This window comes from Telluria sp. LT1R51-2 (assembly GCF_059685775.1).
On the sequence record NZ_JCASIM010000001.1, the window covers coordinates 3,573,517 to 3,594,539 of the forward strand.

At 60.4% G+C, this 21,023-nt stretch carries 13 protein-coding genes and 1 tRNA gene; 4 read left to right on the forward strand and 10 right to left on the reverse strand.

Annotated elements, in window-relative coordinates; all coding sequences use genetic code 11:
• Positions 1–12 precede the first annotated feature (12 nt).
• The 3 genes from AC56LH_RS15705 (at position 13) to AC56LH_RS15715 (ending at position 2,528) form a co-directional block, all read left to right on the forward strand.
• Positions 13–471: an Rrf2 family transcriptional regulator gene (locus tag AC56LH_RS15705; RefSeq protein WP_499647534.1), complete on the forward strand. Its 459-nt coding sequence runs from the start codon at positions 13–15 to the stop codon at positions 469–471.
• Positions 458–1,441 (forward strand): NAD(P)/FAD-dependent oxidoreductase, encoded by a 984-nt coding sequence (locus tag AC56LH_RS15710; RefSeq protein WP_499647536.1) that lies wholly within the window; start codon positions 458–460, stop codon positions 1,439–1,441. The genes AC56LH_RS15705 and AC56LH_RS15710 overlap by 14 nt, the downstream gene beginning before the upstream one ends.
• A 61-nt stretch (positions 1,442–1,502) precedes the next feature.
• Positions 1,503–2,528 (forward strand): ribonuclease Z, encoded by a 1,026-nt coding sequence (locus AC56LH_RS15715; RefSeq protein ID WP_499647538.1) that lies wholly within the window; start codon positions 1,503–1,505, stop codon positions 2,526–2,528.
• Positions 2,529–2,540: 12 nt separating this feature from the next.
• Here the strand turns inward: AC56LH_RS15715 and AC56LH_RS15720 are convergent, their stop codons facing one another.
• Positions 2,541–3,143 carry a hypothetical protein gene (locus tag AC56LH_RS15720; protein WP_499647540.1) on the reverse strand — a complete coding sequence of 201 codons (603 nt, stop codon included), beginning with the start codon at positions 3,141–3,143 and terminating at the stop codon, positions 2,541–2,543.
• A 282-nt stretch (positions 3,144–3,425) separates the two neighbouring features.
• Here AC56LH_RS15720 and AC56LH_RS15725 point away from each other — a divergent pair, with 282 nt between their 5' ends.
• On the forward strand, positions 3,426–4,586 hold the full coding sequence (locus AC56LH_RS15725; protein WP_499647542.1) for a sensor histidine kinase: 1,161 nt from the start codon (positions 3,426–3,428) through the stop codon (positions 4,584–4,586).
• Between the two features lie 163 nt (positions 4,587–4,749).
• Here AC56LH_RS15725 and AC56LH_RS15730 read toward each other — a convergent pair whose 3' ends face one another.
• The 9 genes from AC56LH_RS15730 to rpoD all read right to left on the reverse strand — a co-directional run bounded on the left by AC56LH_RS15730 (position 4,750) and on the right by rpoD (position 20,882).
• Positions 4,750–5,241: a hemagglutinin repeat-containing protein gene (locus AC56LH_RS15730; protein ID WP_499648487.1), complete on the reverse strand. Its 492-nt coding sequence runs from the start codon at positions 5,239–5,241 to the stop codon at positions 4,750–4,752.
• A 15-nt stretch (positions 5,242–5,256) separates the two neighbouring features.
• Positions 5,257–5,394, reverse strand: coding sequence for a hypothetical protein (locus tag AC56LH_RS15735; RefSeq protein WP_499647544.1), 138 nt, complete (start codon positions 5,392–5,394; stop codon positions 5,257–5,259).
• A 42-nt stretch (positions 5,395–5,436) separates the two neighbouring features.
• The gene (locus tag AC56LH_RS15740) at positions 5,437–5,853 is read right to left on the reverse strand and encodes an Imm70 family immunity protein (protein ID WP_499647546.1); all 417 of its coding nucleotides are present in this window, start codon (positions 5,851–5,853) and stop codon (positions 5,437–5,439) included.
• A gap of 260 nt (positions 5,854–6,113) precedes the next feature.
• On the reverse strand, positions 6,114–10,475 hold the full coding sequence (locus tag AC56LH_RS15745; protein WP_499647548.1) for a hemagglutinin repeat-containing protein: 4,362 nt from the start codon (positions 10,473–10,475) through the stop codon (positions 6,114–6,116).
• Between the two features lie 178 nt (positions 10,476–10,653).
• Positions 10,654–11,043 carry a hypothetical protein gene (locus AC56LH_RS15750; protein ID WP_499647550.1) on the reverse strand — a complete coding sequence of 130 codons (390 nt, stop codon included), beginning with the start codon at positions 11,041–11,043 and terminating at the stop codon, positions 10,654–10,656.
• Between the two features lie 2 nt (positions 11,044–11,045).
• The gene (locus tag AC56LH_RS15755; RefSeq protein ID WP_499647552.1) at positions 11,046–17,267 is read right to left on the reverse strand and encodes a hemagglutinin repeat-containing protein; all 6,222 of its coding nucleotides are present in this window, start codon (positions 17,265–17,267) and stop codon (positions 11,046–11,048) included.
• Between the two features lie 255 nt (positions 17,268–17,522).
• The gene (locus AC56LH_RS15760; RefSeq protein ID WP_499647554.1) at positions 17,523–18,053 is read right to left on the reverse strand and encodes a hypothetical protein; all 531 of its coding nucleotides are present in this window, start codon (positions 18,051–18,053) and stop codon (positions 17,523–17,525) included.
• Between the two features lie 381 nt (positions 18,054–18,434).
• Positions 18,435–18,513, reverse strand: a tRNA-Ile gene (locus AC56LH_RS15765).
• A 113-nt stretch (positions 18,514–18,626) separates the two neighbouring features.
• Positions 18,627–20,882, reverse strand: coding sequence for an RNA polymerase sigma factor RpoD (gene rpoD / locus AC56LH_RS15770; protein WP_499647556.1), 2,256 nt, complete (start codon positions 20,880–20,882; stop codon positions 18,627–18,629).
• Positions 20,883–21,023 lie beyond the last annotated feature (141 nt).

Here is a 21,023-nt window from a genome sequence, read left to right on the forward strand (position 1 = left end):
ATCATTAGTTACATGAAACGCGACAGCAAACTTTCTTCCGTCCTCCACGTGCTGCTGCACCTGGCCCATAGCGACCGCCCGATGACCTCGGAGCAGATGGCCGGCATGCTCGGCACCAACCCGGTGCTCGTGCGGCGCGTGCTGGCCGGCCTGCGTGAACGCGGCTACATCAGTTCCGAGCGCGGCCACGGTGGCGGCTGGACCGTGACGTGCGACCTGGCACAGGTCACGCTGCGCGATGTCTACGATGCGGTGGGCGCGCCCACCGTATTCGCGATGGGCAACCGCAACGAGCACAGCGAGTGCCTGGTCGAGCGCGTCGTGAATGCCTCGCTCGAAAGCGCGTTTGCCGATGCCGAGGCGCTGTTGGTCGAGCGCCTCGGCCAGGTGAGCCTGGCCGACCTGTCGCGCGACTTCAACGGACGCTACGACAATCATCTTCACACGAGGCCTGCGCATGAACACGACTGAACCGACACCGGCATCCCCATTGCCCTACGACGCCATCATCATCGGCGGCAGCTACGCCGGCCTGTCGGCGGCGCTGCAACTGGCACGCGCGCGGCGCCGCATCCTGGTGGTCGACGCCAGCCAGCGCCGCAATCGCTTCGCCGCCGATTCGCACGGCTTTCTGACACGCGACGGCCAGCCCGCCGCCGACATCGCCGCCGAGGGCCGCGCCAACGTCGCCGCCTATCCCAACGTGGACTGGCACGACGGTACGGCAACCTCGGCACGCCAGGATGGCGATGCGTTCGTCGTCGAACTCGACGGCGCCGCCACTGTGCGCGCTGCGCGCCTCGTGCTGGCCACAGGCGTGCGCGACGACCTGCCGCCCATCGACGGTCTGGCCGAGCGCTGGGGCAAGAGCGTGTTCCACTGCCCGTACTGCCACGGCTACGAACTGAACGAAGGCCGCATTGGCGTACTGGCCAGCGGCCCGTTGTCGCTGCACCAGGCGCAGATGCTGCCGCACTGGGGCCAGGTGACGTTCTTCACCAATGGCGTGTGTCCGCTCGACGACGCACAGCGGGCCGACCTGCACGCACGCGGCGTAGTGATCGACGAGACGCCGGTACGCCGGCTGGTCAATGTCGCCACCGTCGTGCTGGAGGACGGGCGCCAGGAAATCATGACCGGCCTCTTCACCTACGGGCGCGTGCACATGGCCAGCCCGATCGCGGAGCAACTCGGTTGCGCATTCGAACAGGGGCCGCTGGGGCCGTTCATTCGCACGGACGACAGCCGGCAGACCACGGTTCCAGCCGTCTTCGCCGCTGGCGACGCGATGCGCGCCGCCAGTTCGGTAGCGCTCTCGGTGGCCGATGGCGCCATGGCCGGCGTGGGCGCGCATCGCTCGTTGCTGTTTGGCGTGACGCCGTTCGCGGCGCCGATGATCCCTGCCGCGGCATCGTCAGCGCCTGCGGCCACGCGCAAATAGGCTTCTGCCCGTTTGTGTTGGCGTGACGGATAATGGCAACGTCACTTCACGAAAACCGCATATGGAAATCATTGTCCTGGGAACGTCGGCCGGCACGCCGACCCGGCAACGCAATATGTCCGGCCTGGCGCTGCGCCTGCGCGGCGCCAGGCAATGGGTGCTGATCGACTGCGCCGAAGGCACGCAGCACCGCATCCTGCGCACACCGCTGTCCGTCATGAGCCTGCGCGCCGTGTTCATCACCCACCTGCACGGCGACCATTGCTACGGCCTGCCGGGGCTGCTCGCCAGCGCCGCGATGGCGGGCCGCAGCGACGCCTTGACGGTCGTCGGCCCGCCGCCGCTGCGCGGCATGATCGAGGCCATCATGGTGGCGAGCCAGCTGAGTCTGCCCTTCCCGCTCGTCTGGCTGACGCCCGACGACCTGGCAGGCGACCTGGCTGGCGCGCCGCTCATGCCGGAGCTGACGGTGGATGCAACGGCGTTGTCACACGGCCTTCCGTGCTGGGCCTATGGATTCACGGAGGCGGCCATGGCGCGCCGTCTGGACACGGAGAAATTGCGGACAGATGCCGTGCCCGCGTCGCCGTTGTGGGGAGACATCCAGAGAGGGCGCGATGTGACGCTGGCCGATGGACGCGTCATCAAGGCGACGGACTACCTGCTGCAGCCACCCAGGGCGCGACGTATCGTCGTCGCCGGTGACAACGATCGGCCAGAGCTGCTGGCCAGCGCAGCGCATGGCGCGGACGTGCTGGTGCACGAGGCAACCTATACCGAAGACGTGCTGCAGAAGATCGGGCCGGGGCCGCAGCACAGTTCGGCGCTGCGGGTGGCGCGCTTTGCCGAAGAAGCGGGCGTGCGCAACCTGGTGCTGACGCATTTCAGTCCGCGCTATCAGGACCGTGGCGCGCTGCCGATGTCGCTGCTGGAGGATGAGGCACGCGCGCAGTACAACGGCCATCTGATCCTGGCGCGCGACCTGGATCACTATGTGCTGGACCGCAGCGGCGCCCTGACGCACACGGAGCAAGCGCCCACCGGCGTCAGGGCGGCGCCGTCAACGTCCGACAGACAACCGGGTTGAACTGACGCCGTATTACGCTGCTTCGCCAAATTCGGTTCTGGCGACCTGCACCCGTTTCATCGCGGTATCCGGATCGATGCCCGCCATGATCAGGTTGACGATTTCCTGCTTGTCCTCCTGCCCGATCCACGCGCATTCCTTGCGGTGCGAGCAGAAATAGGCGTACCACGCAACGTCGGCCGGCCGCTCCTTGCGCGGCTTCAGGCGTGCCGATACGGCAGCGCGTGCGGTCCTGGCATAGTCGACCAGCTGCGCATCGATGGCAGACCAGTCGAACGCCGCGACGGCGCGCTGGTCAGCATCCCAGTCGCCCAGATACTGCGCTGGCGGCCGCATCGTTGTTGGGCCGACGGCAAGGGCTGCGAGGTTGGGCAAGCCATGGGCCGCGCAGAATGCTTCGACGAACCGGAGTTTTGCACCGATGCCGACTGCGACTGCGCGGTCCAGGACCAGGTCTTTGGGATACAGAAGACGGGCCAGTCTGAGCAAGTCCTTGTAAGTGACGGGTGCGCCTTTGGCGGCGCCCGCGTGGTGCCGCAAAGCGTCGACCAGGCGCACGCCGATGTCGATATCGTTGTGCGTACGCGGGATGTCTGCAGCGGTAGGAGTGACCATGCGAATCTTGTCGGAAGTAGTTGGCCGTGGGCCCAATCCGTCATTATGCATGGCTTTGCACGCCTGCTGACCGGCTCGCCGATGCCGGCAGTGTCCGACCCGACGCTACCTCACCCGCCTGGGTTGTCATGGACAGTGTTCACAATCGCAGCGCGGTTTGCATCGCCATGTCTTGAAAACGTTAAATTCCGATCGTTTCATTCTACAATGGGCCGAATAACGTTCTGACAGACAGCACCCATACCGATGGTGGCTGCAGGCGTCCAGCCTGGGAGGCCCACCATGATGTACGAATTCCTTTCCAACAATGCCGACGATCTGATCCAGCGGTGTATCGACAAGGTGAACAAGCGTCCTCAGCGGAACGCGTCCAGAGAGCAACTGCGCACTGGCATACCCATGTTTTTGGAGCAGTTAACGAAAACGCTGCACGCAGAAGAAAAGATCGACACAGCAGCTGCGATGGCCATCTCAGGCGCCTCCGGGGGTGAGAGGAAAGACGCATCGGAAATGGGGGCGACGGCTGCCGCGCATGGCGCCGCGTTGCTTGCGCTGGATTACACGGTGGACCAAGTGGTGCACGATTATGGCGACTTGTGCCAGGCGATCACGGACCTGGCCATCGAGCGCGACGCGCCGTTTTCAGCGGATGAATTTCGTACCCTGAACCGTTGCCTGGACAACGCCATCGCCAGTGCCGTGACTGAATTCTCCTTCCAACGCGACTGTGCCATCTCTGATCGCTACGCCTCCGAAACCAACGAGCGCCTTGGTTTCCTGATGCATGAATTGCGCAATTCACTGAGCGTGGCCACCATGGCGGTCGCCGCGATGGAAGTTGGCCAGCTGTCCATTTCGGGCGCCACCGGCGCCTTGCTCAAACGTGGGCACGCGGCGATGCAGCGCCTGATCAACCTGTCACTGGAAGATGTGCGAGCCGAGGGCGCCGCGGCGGGGCCGAAAGGCATTTTCTCGCTCGCCGATTTTATTCACGAAGCACGTGATTCGGCGCAGCTTGAAGCTGACACGCGAGGCTCGGCACTCGTTGTCGCTGACGTCGACAAACTGTTGGCCATCCAGGGCGACCGGGATCTGTTACTCGCCGCGCTGGCCAATCTGCTCAACAACGCGCTGAAGTTTACCTGCCCGCATACCGCTGTCTCACTGACAGCCTATGCGGAAGGGCAACGTGTCCTGATCGTCGTGCAGGACCACTGCGGTGGCTTGCCAGCGGGGAATGCAGAAAAAATGTTTTCACCGTTCACGCAACGTGGCGATGACCGCTCGGGGCTGGGCCTGGGCTTGTCGATTGCGCGTCAAAGCATTTCTCGAAATGGTGGTCAGCTGTCGGTGGAGGATTTTCCGGGTGTGGGGTGTGCTTTTACGATGAATTTGCCGCGGCATCTGGCGCTGGATGGGATTCCGCCTGCTGAACAGCATTGAATGGCGACGTAGGGTGGTAATCCCTCAACGACATCTGCATGGCGCTACTGGACGACATGATGGTGCTTTCGCTTTTTGTGTTGCTCAGGCTGATGCCAACGCGACCTTTTGGTGCAGGCATTGCGAACTAGTGGTATGGACTGCGATGTCGGTCCCGATGCCGTTATTGAAATAAAATCGGCTGACCACTCAAAATCTCAGCCGTGCTGGCGCCGTAGCAGAATGGTGGTAGGCACAGGCTGGCATTCAAACCCGCACTCTTTTGCTTGCTCTCGAACGTGCTGCGGTCCTGCAGGCTTTCGATGTTCAGGTCGCCACCGATGTCGGCAATCACGTTCTGGCCCTTGATCACACCGCCCTTGAGCGTGGTGTCGCCGCCACTGATGACCGTCACGTTCTGGCCGCCGTTGACGTGGGTATTCGTGTAGGTCACGTCCTCGCCGTCTGCATTGCCGCGCGCTTTGCTCACCGCCAGGTCGATCGTGAAACCGTTGGAGGTGCCGCCAATGCCGAAGCCCACACCAATGCTGCTGCCGCTCGACTTGTTCGTGCTGTGCTGGCTTGCCATGCTTTCCGCCGCCACCAGGTTGACCTTGTTGTCGGCCGCCAGGGTGACGCTGTCGCCGCCGGTGATCTGGCTGCCGATGGCGCTCAGGTTGCTGGCCTGGCCCTAGCCCGTGCCGACGATCGCCACGTTGCCGCCGGCCTTGATCGTCGAGCCCACGGCGGTGCTGCTGGCCGAGTTGGTCATGCTTTCGCTTTTCGTGTTGCTCAGGCCGATGCTGACGCGACCATTTTGTGCAGGCATTGCGAACTGGCGGTACGGACTGCGATGTCAACCCCGATGCCGCTATTGGAATAAAATTGGCTGACCACTTGAAATACTAACCTTCGCAAGCTCGCGCAATCGTTCGACCAAGGGTTCTCCATCAATATCAAAGAAGCAGTCCAACAACGTGTTCGGACTAATGCCAAATGTTTTAGCCGCCTCTTTTTTCCATTCAGAATTAAGTTCGCTAGGTGGATATCGACGCATTACTTCCGCAATCTCAGATAACTCAGTAAGCAAGTGACGAGCATCCTCACTTTCCCACTTCCCATCATCATCGGAATGGGTATTGAGCATGGGGCAGACTGAACCTGCTTTACCATTTTCAACAGCAACAACAACAGCGTCACGGAAGAAATTAAAATCCGCATATGAACCGACTTCAACGCCTTCCAATTCATTGTCCGCCTCATCAAATACACAAAGATATAGTCCCATACTACGTCCGTTCAATTTTAATTAATCCGTTAACGCTATGCATGAACATCCTTAACGACTCGTGAACTTTCGCTGCTTTTGGCAGCCGAATAATAAGCTTTTGGCCACGTGTCTGCGCCATATATGCCAGCATCTTTATCTGATAGGTCAAGCGAAGCTCTGACGCGTTCTTTATAAGATAGACTTTGTCGCCAATCTCTGCGTCCGCTCTCGCCCCCCTAGGCGTCTGATGCTTAGTATAAAAAAAATCCATCAATGTCTCATTTATTAGGTTTAACAACTTTCACTCCCCACGAATCTAAATAGCTTTGAAATTTCGGATTCACTGGTCGCGTTGTTTGGATAGTAAAAGGCTGACGATCGATAGTTGCCTTATAGGTTTGCAGACGTAATTGGTGTGTCGAGTTCAATTCACTGGAACCGCCCTTTATTTCGAGATACCCGTTATCGACACCATCAAAGATTGATCCCTTCAGCTGCCCACCTTTGGTGTACTTTGGGTCGCCCACGATAGCTTTGAACGTCGCAGTATCAATCTGTTCAATGGAAGGCCTAAATACAGCATTGTTTTTCCCAACTCCAAGTGCTGCAAGCTGTTCTGCCTCATGAATTTGACCAGCCCTTAGCGGGTTTTCTACTGTATTATTTGTTCCATCAGCACGTCCAGCTGTCTCGGAATTACCCGCCCCCTCCCCACCCGAATCCGACAACAATGCATTGCTGGGAACATAACCCGGCGTGCCCGGAGTAGCCACAGGTACCGATACAAATGCACAAACTGGCGGCACGCACATTGGCACTGGCATCACCGATACTGTAGCACCTCCAGGTCTCGGTCCGTTCGAATCATCAAACAGATCTGGAGGCGTTTGTGCATTCCCGAATGGTCCATGCGTCGCAACTTGATAGCCTAAATTAACAGCACCACTCCCTGCACTTTTCAGTTGATCAGCCAACCCGTCAGCAGCCCAACCGATGATATAGAAGACTGCTTCTGATCCTCCATTAGTTGCTGCGCGCGTCGCCCAATCGAACGCGTCAATTGCCTTGTGCACCGGGCTATATGAAAACTCGCCAGTCTTCAATAACAAGGATTGTTCAGCAGTATATTGCTGCCCACGCTTTTCCTGTGCTTGCAAGGCGACTTTCACTGGCCCATCCATCAAACCAGCCGAGCACCGCGTAAGTGTACAAGCAGCGTCGGCCAGTCTCTGCTGCTCAGCAGGGCTCTTCCCCTTCTGCAATCTCTCAAGCAGAGGTATTTCTTTACGGTCTAGCTGCCGATTATTCGTATCCGTCACCAACCCGGTCGCCACGCCCGCCTCGCCACCGATCGCCGCCCCAACGCCAATCGCCGTGGCCTGCGCCAGTGATTGCGCCATCGCCCTCGCAGCTTCAAGACCGACACCTTGCTCTAGCAGCGCCATTTCAACATTCTTTTGCAGTGTCTCCAGCGCTTCGGCAGACCCGGCGACAACGCCTGCGCCAAGCGCACCGCTCAAGCCGCCAGTCAAACCACCGCTGACCCCATGCAGCGCAGTCCGGTAAATACCGCCTTCTTTCCACTTCGCGATCTCGTCCGGGCTCGCTCCTTGTGCTTCTAGTTCAGCCGCTTTTTTGTTCGAAAAATCGGCAATCTCTTTCGGCGCAATCTTGCTGAATTTCTCCGTGATCGCCACCTGCGCATCGACATCCTTCTGCAACTGCTGCGCATCCCACCCCTTGGTCAATGCGCCAGCGTCACCGGACGATGCCGACGTCACTTCACGATCCAGCCCGGCCAATACCGCCTCGACGTCCTTGCCCGTCGCCAGCTGCTTGTCCTGATCGGTGATCACAACAACGCCTCCGCTGATGCCGCTCCTGGTAACACTGCTCTGGCTACCGCTGACCGACCCTATGCCGCCGCTTGCCGTCGGCTTGCCAGCTTGCTGGGCCGCGTCGTTCTGCGCCTCAGTCAGATTCCCCGGCCTGCCCGACTGGTCTCCCAGCATGCCGCTGACCGAACCGGACAGCGAGAAGCCACTGGCGCTGTGCTCGTCCTTGTTGATCAGGTCCGATGCGCTCAGACTGCCGGTCAACAGCAGATTCTTGCCTTGGTCGATCGCCGCCTGGCTACTGCCGAGCACGCCGCCTTTGAGATCGGTATTGCCACCGACCGATACCTGGAAGCCCCCGTCGCCGGCCTTGATGCCGCTTTGCTCCTGCACCGACAGGAAGGCGCCGTTGACATTCGACTTGGCGAAGCTGCCGCCGGCCGTGCTGGCGCCGTAGCAGAATGGTGGAAGGCACAGGCTGGCATTCAAACCCGCACTCTTTTGCTTGCTCTCGAACGTGCTGCGGTCCTGCAGGCTTTCGATGTTCAGGTCGCCACCGATGTCGGCAATCACGTTCTTGCCGGTGATCACACCGCCCTTGAGCGTGGTGTCGCCGCCACTGATGACCGTCACGTTCTGGCCGCCATTGACGTGGGTATTCGTGTAGGTCACGCCCTCGCCGTCTGCATTGCCGCGCGCTTTGCTCACCGCCAGGTCGATCGTGAAACCGTTGGAGGTGCCGCCAATGCCGAAGCCCACACCAATGCTGCTGCCGCTCGACTTGTTCGTGCTGTGCTGGCTTGCCGTGCTTTCGGCAGCCATCAGGTTGACCTTGTTGTCGGCCGCCAGCGTGACGCTGTCGCCGCCGCTGATCTGGCTGCCGATGGCGCTCAGGTTGCTGTCCTGGCCGGCGCCCGTGGCGATGATCGCCACGTTGCCGCCGGCCTTGATCGTCGAGCCCACGGCGGTGCTGCTGGCCGAGTTGGTCGTGCTTTCGCTTTTCGTGTTGCTCAGGCCGATGCTGACGCGGATGCCGGCCTTCTGAACGGCCTCGCCCGAGGTCGGCATCTCGCTGATCGCCGAGGCAGCGTTGATCGCTGCCAGCGCGGTCAGGCGCGCGTTGCCCGTGTCCTTCGCCGCCTCGGCCATGCTTGCCACAGTACGCACCGCGTCGAGTAACGGCGCACTCACCGTGCCGCCGATGGCGGTCTTGCTGTAGCTGGAATGGTCGGTGCCCGTGGTGGTGTCCTGGGCCGCTGTGATCAGGACATTATTGGCGCCGATGACGATATCGCCGCTCTGCGTCAGCACGTCGCTCGCCGTCTGCGTGTAGGTGTTGCCGGCCGTAAGCGTGACGTTGCCGTCCAGGCTGGCGAGCTGGCTGCCCGACTGCGTGACGGCCTCGCGCGTGCCATCCTGCTTGCTCTTGACGGTGCCGATCGATGGCTGGAGGAAGCTGCCGATCATGCCGGACTGCTTGCTGCTGCTGGCCGAGTCTTCGCTCACGCTGTTCTGGGCGCTGACAATGGCCAGATTGCGCCCGGCGCTGATGGCGATGTCGTCGTCGGCCACGACGGTGCTGCCCTGAATGACAGTGTCGCGCCCGCTGGCCGTCGTCACGTTCGCGCCGGTCAGCACGCTGCCCACCTGCGTGACCGACTCGCTGGCGCTGGTCTGCTGCTCTTGCCCCTTGCTGTAGCCGATGCCGACCGCGCTGACCGAAAAGCCACTTTTCTTTTCTTCCAGCGTATGGCGTTCGGTGCTGGTTGTCGCTGCCGTCGTGACAATCAAATCGCGGCCCGCACCCAGTGCCAGCGCATCGGTCGCGGTCAGCTCGCTCGCGCCCACGGTGATGTCGTTCTTCGCCGCGATGCTCACGTTATTGCCGCTGATGCTGCTGCCGATGGCCTGCGTGGTGGCGCTGTAGTCGGCCTTTGTGGCACTGCTTTTCTTGAAGGTGCTGCTCGATTCGCGGTGGGTTGCCACGTCTGACAGATGGTTTTCGGTCGTGCTCACGATGTTGACGTTGTTGGTCGACGACAGGGCCACGTTGCCCCCGCCTGCCAGCGTGCTGCCCGTCACGTTCAGGTCGGCGCTGCCGCCAACGCCGGCCCGCACGGTCAGGTCGCCGGCAGCGGCCACGCCAGCGCCGACCACGGTTTCGTTCCGGTGCACTTGCTTGTCATACGCCTTGCTCGACGCGTCGTTCATGACCGACGAGTTGGCCTCGTTCTTGACCGCCGCGATATTGATCGCGCCACCGGCGGCGATAATGCCGCTGCCCTTGCCTCCCGTGCCCACCGCCACCTGGGTGCCGGTCAGGCTCAGGTTGCCGCCTGCAATCACCGTCAGGTCGCCACCGGTACTCACCTGGCTCAGCTGATGCGTCACGCTGCTGTTGCTCTCGGTGTAGCCGCTGATCAGCGAGTCGTAGGTGCTGCCCGTCTTGACCGTGTCGAAACGAATGTCGTTCCCAGCCGTGATCACGGCGCTACCAGCACTGAGCTTGCCGGCAAGGTCCGTCAGGTCGCGCCCGGCGTCGATGCTCAAGGCGCCCGTGGTGACAATGCTGGCTGCGTTCGACAAGGCCGTCGTGCTGCCGCTGTTCTGCTGGGTCGCCCAGCTGTCCTTGACCACGAGCGACTCGTTCCTGATGTCGCGCCCGGCCTGCAGTGCGACGTTGCCGCCGGCGATCGCGCCGCCGCGGTTGACGATGTCCTGCCCGACCACGAGCACCGTTCGGCCATTGCCGCCGTCGATCACGCCGCCGATGTTGGCGATGCTGTCGGTGACGTTGATCGTCACGCCGTTGCCGTGACGAGCGCGCCGCCCGGGGTGAGCGCTGCCTTGCCGTCTAGTCTCAATATACTTTGGAGCGAAGGTTGTGCCGCATCGCCGATTGTTTGAACGATCTGAGGACGAGAAGGATCTCCTCGCACCACAAGGCTGTCCTCGAATGACAGGGGCAGCCTATTTACCCCAGCTACAACTGGCAGTAGACATGTTTATTTCGGACCGCCGCCTCTCTCAGGAGTATTATAAGCTTCCCTAGCTCGTCAGCTAAAATTTGACTATCAACGAGACAAATTAGCTCCTCCTTATTCTGATTCCACCCATAACAAAAACTTATTTTCTTATTACCACCATTAACAAGACGGTTTTTTTCACTCAACAACAAACTAACAGTTTCCTCGACAATGTCCGCCTCAAGGTTTTCCTCCTCATATTGAGCAAAGTCAGTCAGGTGCTTATCGTTTAACGAATCCCAGAGTTTAATATGAAATAACCACTCCGCAGCTTCGCCGGATAACGTTAGGTCTTTCTTTGAGTATTCATCTTCGGCGTCCAAAATCAGGAAATATGAAGGATGCATTTTCAGTCGCTATCAGTAAAGTGTGTCAAGGCTTTCCTAATATCAGCAGGAACTCCTGTTTTTGATGTCCCTGAATTTTTAATCAGCGGAACATTATTTGGTATTGTATTTCCAAATTGATCGGTGTACCTGAGCGGACCGCTAACTGCGGTATCCTCAACTCGGAAATATTTGCCAGCGTTGTCGTAAACAACTTGTTTACCAGTCGTGGGATTCGTATAAAGGGTTTTCCCAGACGCCGTGTATGTAATCACAGGGTTGTCACCCGCAATTCTCGCGATCGTTTCTTTCGCGGAAACTTTCTGTTGAAACTCTGAGAATTTCTCAGCGCGGGCGGCACCCGCTGGGTTGGAGACAGGCGCTGTAAGAGGCGAAGTAGCATTTGCCCCATGAGCAGTTGCAGCTACGCTTTGGGCTTCCTTTATGTGAACGCCTTGCCCTGCAGCTTGAGTTGCACTCGCAATTTTTACTGCGTCCTCAGCCCTAACCCCTAGCTTGATTAAATCCCCTGCCTTAGCAATGGCTTTCCCAGCACCCGGGGCCAGATCAAGCACATTTGTCGGGAATAAAACTTCATTTGCTGCGTACAAAATCGCAAGAGCAACAATTTGAGGCTCAGTCAGATTACCTTTGCCTGCTGCATCATTCAAAAACCTCTTGATTAACTCCTGTTTTTCAACTAGCGTTTTTACCTCTAATTTTTCAAGCAGATTACCAACGCTCTCTAGACCTTTCTCTCCATTTTTCGATACAAAATCTTTTGCTTTCTTCAGCGCGTCATCAACCGCCTTGCGCACATTCGAGTTGTTTTCCAGTTCGATCAGCGCCGCAGTGTTCGCTACATCAGCTTGCGCGCCGGCCGCTACTGCCGCCCCAACGATCAGTGTCTGAACCAGTGCCGCGCGCGTCTCTTTCTGTTCGTTACTCAGCGCATCATTCTCCTGCGCTGAAAGAAGCGAGCTGATCAAAGTGGCGCCCGCCGCTGCTACGGCAGCGGTTCCACAGTTCGCCCCCGCAGCGCCGGCCCCGACGCAGGACGACACTGCATGTAAAGCCGCGTGCGCAGGCGTTCCCTCAGCAATGCCGTAGTCTTCGGCCAATTGCTTGATGCCGCCTGCAACATTGGCCTGTGCCCAGTTCACCAAACCACGTTGTATAAATTCACCCGTGGCACCGCTGATATTTCCGGACGCTGCGGCTGTCAGCGCAGTCACAATCTGGCGGTACGTGCCGCCCGCCCCCCACTGCTCGTCAATTGTATTCGCTTCAACGCGTGCAGTAACGGCTGCGCCCCGAAGTGCATCTGCCTCAGCGAGTTTAGCCGATCTTTCCAGTCCTTCCGGCAGCGCATTCGCCTCCGCAATGAGCCGATCGGCGTTCCCGTCCGCGCTTTCGGCATCACGTCGCGCCTGGTCCGTAGCGCGTGCCTTATCCGCCAGGAAGGTCGATACCTGCCCGGACAGTGCGCCTACGACTTCGAAGCCGGCCTGGATCGACGCTTGGTTAAATTTGTTCTCGATCTTGCCGCTGGTATCGCGCTCGTTCGACACATCGCGGTTCAGCTCGGCCAGCACTTGCCCGGCGCTCATCCCGGTCAGCGCCTGTTGTTGCTGACCGTTGGTGATGCTGACCAGGCCCGCACTGATACCGCTGTGCGTCATACTCGACGCGCTACCCCCCGCCCCCATTGCGGTCGGCGCATTCATGCCGGTCCCGCCGGTCTGCATCATCTTCCAGCTATCGCCCGCCACGCCGGCGGTATTCGGCGCTGCATCTCGGCTGTCGCCCTTGCTGCCCACGCCGCCGCTCAGGCCAACACTGTGCCCTTTGTAGTCGGCATGATTGGCGACGGCACTGACAGTCAGCGTGCCCGTCGAAAGGCTGTTCTTGCCATCGGCAATTGCCTCTTGCGAACTGCTGACGACGCCACCCTTCAGGTCCGTATTTCCGTCGACAATCACCTGGAAGCCACCGGCGCCGGCCCGGATGCCGCTTTGTTCCTGCACACTGGCGTAATCACTTTTGAGCTTGCTGTCGATGAAGCTTCCGCTCACGCTCACACCCACACCGACGGTACCGCTCGCGCTCAGGCTCTGGTTCTTGCTGTCGAAGGTAGCTGTGTCTTGGAGGCTCTCGATATTGAGGTCGCCGCCGACTTTCGCCACGACTTGCTTGCCGGTTGCAACAGCGCCTCTGATGTTCGTATCGCCGCCACTGTCGATGACAAGCCCGTTGCCGGCCGTAACGTGGGTGTTGAGCTGCGTCGTTCCCTTGCCATCTTCCTTGCCTTTACCCTTGCTCACGCTTGCAGTAAAGCCAATCGATGTTCCGCTGGTGCCAAACGACGCGCCAACACCGGCGGCCGCGCTCATGCTGCTGCTGTCGGTATGCTGGCTCTCCTTGTCCTGCGCGGCGATCAGGTTGACTTCGTTATCCGCTTTGAGCTTGACATTGCCACCGGCGGTCACGTCGCTGCCGACGATATTGATGTTGCTGGCCTCGCCACCGCCAGTGGCGACGATCTTGATATCGTTACCGGCCTTGAGTGTGCTGCCAGCATTGCCCGAACCACCACTGGTTTTGCTCGTGTGCGATTCCGAATGTCCCACTGTCAGGCTAACGCTGACGTTCAAGCCGTTCTGCGCGATGTCATTGGCGGTGTTCTTCGCTGCCAGAGCAGCCGTTGCCGCCGCAAGTGCCTGGACCCGGCCATCCTTGGACTGCGATCCCGCGTCCTTCATCGCCTGCATTGTCTGCAATGCGCCAACCACCGAGCCGCCCACGGCCAGCGTCAAGCCGTCCTGCACCGTACTCTGCTCGAACTTGTCGCGCACATCGTCGCGGCCCGGATCCACCGTGACACTCTTGCCTTCGAGTGTCATGTCGCGGCCCGCATGCAGATCGCTGCCGCTGACCTTGATTGCATCCCCGGCAGTGATATTCAGGTTGCCGCCGAGCGAACCAACCATGCTGCGCGACTGGCCGCTCTGGGTCGTCGCGTCGCGCGCCTGATCGGTCGTGGTCGTGCGTTCGCCGTAGCTGATGCCAAAGCCGCCACCACTGAGGAAGCCGCTTTCCTTGACTTCCTTGTGGTGCCTTTCGGTCAAGGTGCTCGTGGCCGCAGTGATATTGACCGAGCCTCGTGCCGACAGGTCGACATCACCCTCACTTGCGACCGCGCTGCCGCGCACATTGATATCCTTGCCTGCGATGATATCGATCGTCTTCCCGGACAGGCTGCTCGCGATCGCCCCGCTGCTTTCGACATAATCAGCTTGCTGCGTGGTTTTGCTGCGCAACAGGCCACTCGACGAACGGGTGCTTGCTGTATCCGACAGGTGCCGCTCTTGCGCCGATACCACGTTCACGTCATCGGCTGCCGACACGCGCAGCGCCTCGCCTGCGCCCAAGCTGCTTGCAACGATGTTGAGCGACCCGGCGCCGCTTGTGCCGACTTGCACCGCCAAGCTGCCAGCAGCAGTAACGCCGGAACCGATTACAGTCTCGCTCTGGTAGATGCGCTTGTCATGGGCTTTGCTCGACGGATCGTTCTGCTGCGACGAATTCACCTCATTCTTCACCGCCGCGATGTTGACCGCGCCACCGGCGGCGATAATGCCGCTGCCTTTGCCTCCCGTGCCCACCGCCACTTGCGTGCCGGTCAGGTTCAGATTGCCGCCTGCTTTCATCACCAGGTCGCCACCGGCACTCACCTGGCTCAGCTGATGCGTCACGCTGCTGTTGCTCTCGGTGTAGCCGCTGATCAGCGAGTCGTAGGTGCTGCCCGTCTTGACCGTGTCGAAACGAATGTCGTTCCCAGCCGTGATCACGGCGCTACCAGCACTGAGCTTGCCGGCAAGGTCCGTCAGGTCGCGCCCGGCGTCGATGCTCAAGGCGCCCGTGGTGACAATGCTGGCTGCGTTCGACAAGGCCGTCGTGCTGCCGCTGTTCTGCTGGGTCGCCCAGCTGTCCTTGACCACCAGCGACTCGTTCCTGATGTCGCGCCCGGCCTGCAGTGCGACGTTGCCGCCGGCGATCGCGCCGCCGCGGTTGACGATGTCCTGCCCGGCCACGAGCAGCGTGCGGCCATTGCCGCCGTCGATCACGCCGCCGACATTGGCAATAGTTTCGGTCACGTTGATCGTCACGCCGTCGCCTGTGACGAGCGCGCCGCCCGGGGTGAGCGCTGCCTTGCCGGCATGCGCGACGTACACCTTCGGCACCAGCACCGTTTCGATACGGCCATCGGGCAGCTGCACGGTCTCGCTCACCAGCCAGACAATGTCGCTCGTCAGGTGCGCAACCTGCTCGGCGCTTAAAGCAACCCCGGGGCGCAGGCCGAACTCGTGCGCGGCGCTCACGCCGCTCGTGAGCAGGTTCTTGTAGATGGTGTCGTCGCTCAAGTCTTTGTTCGGTGCGCTGCCGGTCAGCCCGGCCAGTTGCTCGCGCACCAGGCGCTGCTCGTAGAAGCCGTCGCCCAGGCGTTTATGGGTCATGGCCGGGTCAAGGGCGACCTGCTCGAGCAGGAAGTCGCTGCTGGTCCATTGATCCTGTTTGGCAAATTGCGGACGCGTTTCGAACAGGTAGTCGCTTGACGGGTTCTGGTTCTGCAGGAACAGGCCGCCGGGGGCGACTTTTCGTGTTTCGCCGATGGCGCTGCCCTGGACGCTGGTCGCGCCCTGGCCGGCAGCGCCGCCGAGACTGCGCACATCGCCGGCGCCGATCTGGTCCGCGCCGGCATGCGCGATCACGGTGGTCTGCCCATCGTTGCGTACGCCGCTGGCGCCGGCTGCGCCGTGCACGCTCAGGCCGTTGCCTGCACCGCTGCCGCTGACATTACCGCTGGCGCCTGCGCCATTGGTCACGCCGCTGGCGCCGGTCGCGCCGCCGCCGGCAAGCTGATTCTGTACGCCACTGGCGCTGCTGTGTCCGGCTGTGGCCAGGCTGCTGCCGGCGCTGGCGGATTGGGCGCCCGCGAATACAGCGCCGGTGCCGCCGCCACTGCCAGTGACGTGGCCCAGGACAGCGCCGCCGTCGTTGCCGTTGCCGCTGGCCGCATTCGCGCCGGCACTGCCGGCGCCGGACTGACCGCTGCCGATCACCTGCACCGAATCCCGGATATTGCCGACCGTGCCGGCGGTGACGTCCACATTGGTGAAGCTGCGCCCATTGATGAAGACGCCCTGGGCGCCTTCAATGACTCCCCTGGCCGAGCCGATCACCTCCGAGATGCTGTCCTGCTTGTAGTAGGTCTTGGTGTTGTCGTAGGTGTACCAGTAGCCATCGAATGTGTGCGTGCGGTAGAGCGTTGCGCCTGTATTCACGATTGCAGCGGTACCGGTCATCCACAACTGCCCGCGCGCCTTGATGTCGCCGTACTGATTGTCGATCACGTCGCGCACTGCCAGCGTCATGTTCCCGCCCGACAGGATCTGCGACTGCGCACCGGCGCCTGCGGCGACCCGGTTTTCCACCGCCACGTGATGCGCATCACGCTTGAGTTCCTCTTTTTCGTGTTGCGGCGCCAGTTGCCTGAGCCTCTGGCGGATGATCGTGTTGCGCGGATCGTCATAGCCTGGCTGGGTCACCAGCCGGATGCAGTCGGTGCTGCAGGTGCCGTAGGCGCCCGAGAACGTCACCTGCTCGGCCCACTTCTTCATTCCCTCGCGGCCATCGAGGATATTGCCCTGCGGCCCGCCCTGGTCGGGATTGGCCATGACGGAGCGCCCGAAGTAATAAATGACCTTGGTGCCATCCGTATTCCGGATGCGTTGCTGGGTGCCATAGGCGCCATACTCGCCGCTGCCTGCGACAAAGAAGGCCGAATCGTTGGCATGAGTGCGGATCACGGCGCGCGTGATCATATGACCATCCGGCGTGACAAAGGCCGTTTCTTCCAGAATGTCGTTGGGGTTGACGAAATACAGCTCGTGCGGATTGTAGTTAGATGATTTCGGATCGTAATAATCGTGGTTTCTGCCGTTCTCGCGCCAGGAAGGCACCCGCATGTTGACGGTTTCGTCCACCGTCGTCACCTGCTCGATCCGTACATTGTCGCGCACGTTCGTGAGCGTGCCGGCATCGAGCGCCAGGTCGCCGGCCGCCTCGATGGTCGACGAGTGATTGTTGACCAGGCCGGTCGAGCCGCCCCCCACGCCGCCAATGACCATGTTACCGGCACTGTAAAGCGTGGCGCCATCCGTATTGTTCAGCGTGCCGTCCACGGCCAGGTGCAACGACCGAAGAGCAAAGACACGATATTTCACACAGACAACTAAATGAACAAAGTATAGATGTTCAATTTCTATAGGGAAATAAATTAAGCCCGATATGTCATCCCGCTAGGTGCTGGCGCCAAATAATGTGTCTTTTAGGCGACGCTCCCGTGACAATTGGAGAGATTGCCTGAGTCGTCGGCGGGATGGCGCTCATTCTGGGAAAACGCCGCCCTCGCAGCCATTTCTGCGCACAACGGCGCCTTAGCCGAATCGCGGCAGACTGCACTCGAGCGGCTTGAATTCGACAGGGGTTGGCGCTGCTGCATCGGTAATGTCCTGCACGGACTGGCCGCATTTGCCGGCAGCGAATTCGAACAGCGCCAGATAGGTGTGCCCGGCCTGCGGCGTAAATTGCTGCGTGAACGGCCCGCATTGCCCGGAAGACCACGACTTGCCGATCTTGTCCGACCATTTTGATTGGCTGAACACCTGCAACGGCACGCCGGCTTTGACAGTCTGCTTGCCTTCGGGCAGGACGCCTACAACGGCGTTCGCCTTCTGTTGCAGCGTCGCGATAAACGGCAGGAGCTTTTCACGCAGGAGCGCCGCATCATAGATGCCCGCCGCCCGGGTCAATCCTTCACATGATTGCTCACTCGCACTGGTGTGAAACACGACGTGCATCGCGTCGCCGCGCGATTTGAAAATCAGGGTTGCGTCGTCGGATGGGGCTTCCTGCGCAATGGCAAGGACGGGGATGGCAAGCAGTATGGCGATGATCGAATTTTTCATTGGAATGCTCTGATGAGGAGAAGGCTGACCATTCGGGATCGCCAAGCAGATACTTGAATAAAGTTCCAGAGGGCAACTAAATGACGTCGCAGTCTACATCATCACTGCATCCGATGACACCTGTTCGCAGAAACAGGTACAACCGTCATCATGCGTCTGCGTCGGGCGCGGCATTCGCCTGCCGGCATCCGCTTGAGCACCATTGCCGGGCTGGCGCATTGTGGCCGGATTGATGAGCATGCAGGGCGGATCGGCATCGTCATCGGCAGTGCGGAATGCTTCGATGAATTGCAGTTGCATTGATGCCATTGGTAGTCAATGGCATCCGGCCCACAAAAGCAAAAGGGTTACAGACAATGCGCTGTAACCCTTCAATTTGGCTGGTAGGCCTCCCGTGAGTCGAACACGGCACCAACGGATTATGAGTCCGCTGCTCTAACCAAGCATGAGCTAGAGGCCCAGAAACTGGGATGGTGGCAAGCAAACGCCACCTGCGCATCAACACGAACGTGATGAGCGAAGTGGCGAGAGCATATTGCCTTTAGTACAGGCGCGTCAAGCCCGTATCAGCAATCAGCTGTTGTTCTCGAGGAAGCTCTTGAGCTTGTCCGAGCGCGACGGGTGACGCAGTTTGCGCAGCGCCTTTGCCTCAATCTGCCGAATCCGCTCGCGGGTGACGTCGAACTGCTTGCCGACCTCTTCCAGCGTGTGGTCGGTCGACATCTCGATGCCGAAACGCATGCGCAGCACCTTGGCTTCGCGTGGCGTCAGCGAGTCGAGCACATCCTTGACCACGCCGCGCATCGACGCATGCAGCGCGGCGTCCGATGGTGCCAGCGTGTTGTTGTCTTCGATAAAATCGCCCAGATGCGAATCGTCGTCGTCACCGATCGGCGTTTCCATGGAAATCGGCTCTTTCGCGATTTTCATGATCTTGCGGATTTTATCTTCCGGCATTTCCATCTTGATCGCGAGCGTGGCCGGGTCGGGCTCGGCGCCGGTCTCTTGCAGGATCTGGCGCGAGATCCGGTTCATCTTGTTGATCGTCTCGATCATGTGCACCGGGATACGGATCGTGCGCGCCTGGTCTGCGATCGAACGGGTGATTGCCTGGCGAATCCACCACGTTGCGTACGTCGAGAACTTGTAGCCGCGGCGGTACTCGAACTTGTCCACCGCCTTCATCAGGCCGATATTGCCTTCCTGGATCAGGTCGAGGAATTGCAGGCCGCGGTTCGTGTACTTCTTGGCGATCGAAATCACCAGGCGCAGGTTGGCCTCGGTCATTTCGCGCTTGGCCTTGCGCGCCTTCATTTCACCGGCCGCCATCTGGCGGTTGATGTTGCGCAGGTCCGGCAGCGGCAGCACGACGCGCGCTTGCAAATCGATCAGGCGTTGCTGCAGTTCCTTGATCGTCGGGATGTTGCGGCCCAGGATCGCGCTGTAGGCATGGCCGGCGTTAACTTCGCCATCTACCCATTCCAGATTGGTTTCGTTGCCCGGGAAGACCTTGATGAAGTGGGCGCGCGGCATGCCGCAGCGGTTCACGGCCACGTCGAGGATCTGCTTTTCGATGTGGCGCACTTCGTCGACCTGGCCGCGCAGCGTGTCGCACAGCTTTTCCACGACCTTGGCCGTGAAGCGGATGCCCAGCAGCTCGTTGGAGATCGCGTCCTGCGCCTTGACGTAGGCTTTCGAGTTGTAGCCGTCCTTTTCGAACGCCTTGCGCATCTTGTCGAATTGCTGGGCGATCTCGGCGAACTTGGCCAAGGCCGTGACTTTCAGCACTTCGAGCTGCTCGGCCGAGTAACCGGCGGCGCCCGAATTGCTTGGCGCCTCTTCTTCTTCCTCTTCGCCTTCGGCGTCTTCTTCGTCTTCTTCGTCCTCATCGGACTCGCTGGCGACGGGCGCGGCAACCTGCGGCGTGTTGTCTTCGCCTTCCTGGTCGACCAGGCCGTCGACGATTTCGTCGATCTTGATTTCGTCGCTGTCGATCTTGGCGGCGGTGCCGATGATCTCGGCGATCGTCACCGGGCAGGCCGAGATGGCCTGGATCATGTCCTTCAGGCCATCTTCGATGCGCTTGGCGATCTCGATTTCGCCTTCGCGCGTGAGCAGCTCGACCGAGCCCATTTCGCGCATGTACATGCGAACCGGATCGGTGGTGCGGCCAAAATCGGAGTCGACCGTCGACAGCGCAGCTTCGGCAGCCGCTTCGGCTTCATCGTCGCTGGTGGCGTTGGGGACATTGTCGGACAGCAGCAGCGTCTCGGCATCGGGCGCGTGCTCGTAGACCGCAATGCCCATGTCGTTGAACGTGCCGATGATGCCTTCGATCGCTTCCGGATCGACGATGTTTTCGGGCAGGTGGTCGTTGATCTCGGCGTACGTGAGAAAGCCGCGCTCCTTGCCCGACTTGATCAGGGCCTTGAGCTTGCTGCGGCGCAGCTCGAGTTCTTCTTCGCTGGCCTCGGTATCGGACGAGAACGCATCCTTGAGCAGCGCCTTCTCTTTGGCCTTGCGGTCCTTGGCCTTGGCCTTGTCCGCAGCCTTGAGTTCGGCGCGCTCGACCGCGTTCAGCGCGGCGATCTCGTCGTTTTCAGGGGTGAATTCTTTTGGTTTGCGACCGCGCCGGCCCGGCACTTTGACAGACGGCAAGACGTAGCCCGACGTATCGATGGCGGCAAGCGTGGCCGCATCGGTCGTCTGGTTGACAGGCGCCGAGGTCGCCGTACGCACCTCCGCCTTGTCTTGCGCGTTGTCGGCCTTGGCGGCGGACGTTCTCGTGGTCGTGGCAGCCACGTTGGTTTCGGGTTTCTTGGTTGGCACAGGCGCTTTCGATGTCACAACGACTAACTTTACGGTGGTTAAGAATAAAGTTTTGTTACCTTCATCATCCTGCAGGCACAAATCCATGCCCCGCTAACTAATACTCCACGCACGCAATTGAACCAAGAAGTGTTTCAACAG

Bases quoted from the DNA above. Each gene is read 5' to 3' on its own strand.
- AC56LH_RS15710 (WP_499647536.1), top strand. From the start codon at position 458: ATGAACACGACTGAACCGACACCGGCATCCCCATTGCCCTACGACGCC.
- AC56LH_RS15760 (WP_499647554.1), bottom strand. From the start codon at position 18,053: ATGAAAAATTCGATCATCGCCATACTGCTTGCCATCCCCGTCCTTGCC.
- AC56LH_RS15735 (WP_499647544.1), bottom strand. From the start codon at position 5,394: ATGCCTGCACAAAATGGTCGCGTCAGCATCGGCCTGAGCAACACGAAA.
- AC56LH_RS15705 (WP_499647534.1), top strand. From the start codon at position 13: ATGAAACGCGACAGCAAACTTTCTTCCGTCCTCCACGTGCTGCTGCAC.
- AC56LH_RS15740 (WP_499647546.1), bottom strand. From the start codon at position 5,853: ATGGGACTATATCTTTGTGTATTTGATGAGGCGGACAATGAATTGGAA.
- AC56LH_RS15750 (WP_499647550.1), bottom strand. From the start codon at position 11,043: ATGCATCCTTCATATTTCCTGATTTTGGACGCCGAAGATGAATACTCA.
- AC56LH_RS15725 (WP_499647542.1), top strand. From the start codon at position 3,426: ATGATGTACGAATTCCTTTCCAACAATGCCGACGATCTGATCCAGCGG.
- AC56LH_RS15715 (WP_499647538.1), top strand. From the start codon at position 1,503: ATGGAAATCATTGTCCTGGGAACGTCGGCCGGCACGCCGACCCGGCAA.
- AC56LH_RS15720 (WP_499647540.1), bottom strand. From the start codon at position 3,143: ATGGTCACTCCTACCGCTGCAGACATCCCGCGTACGCACAACGATATC.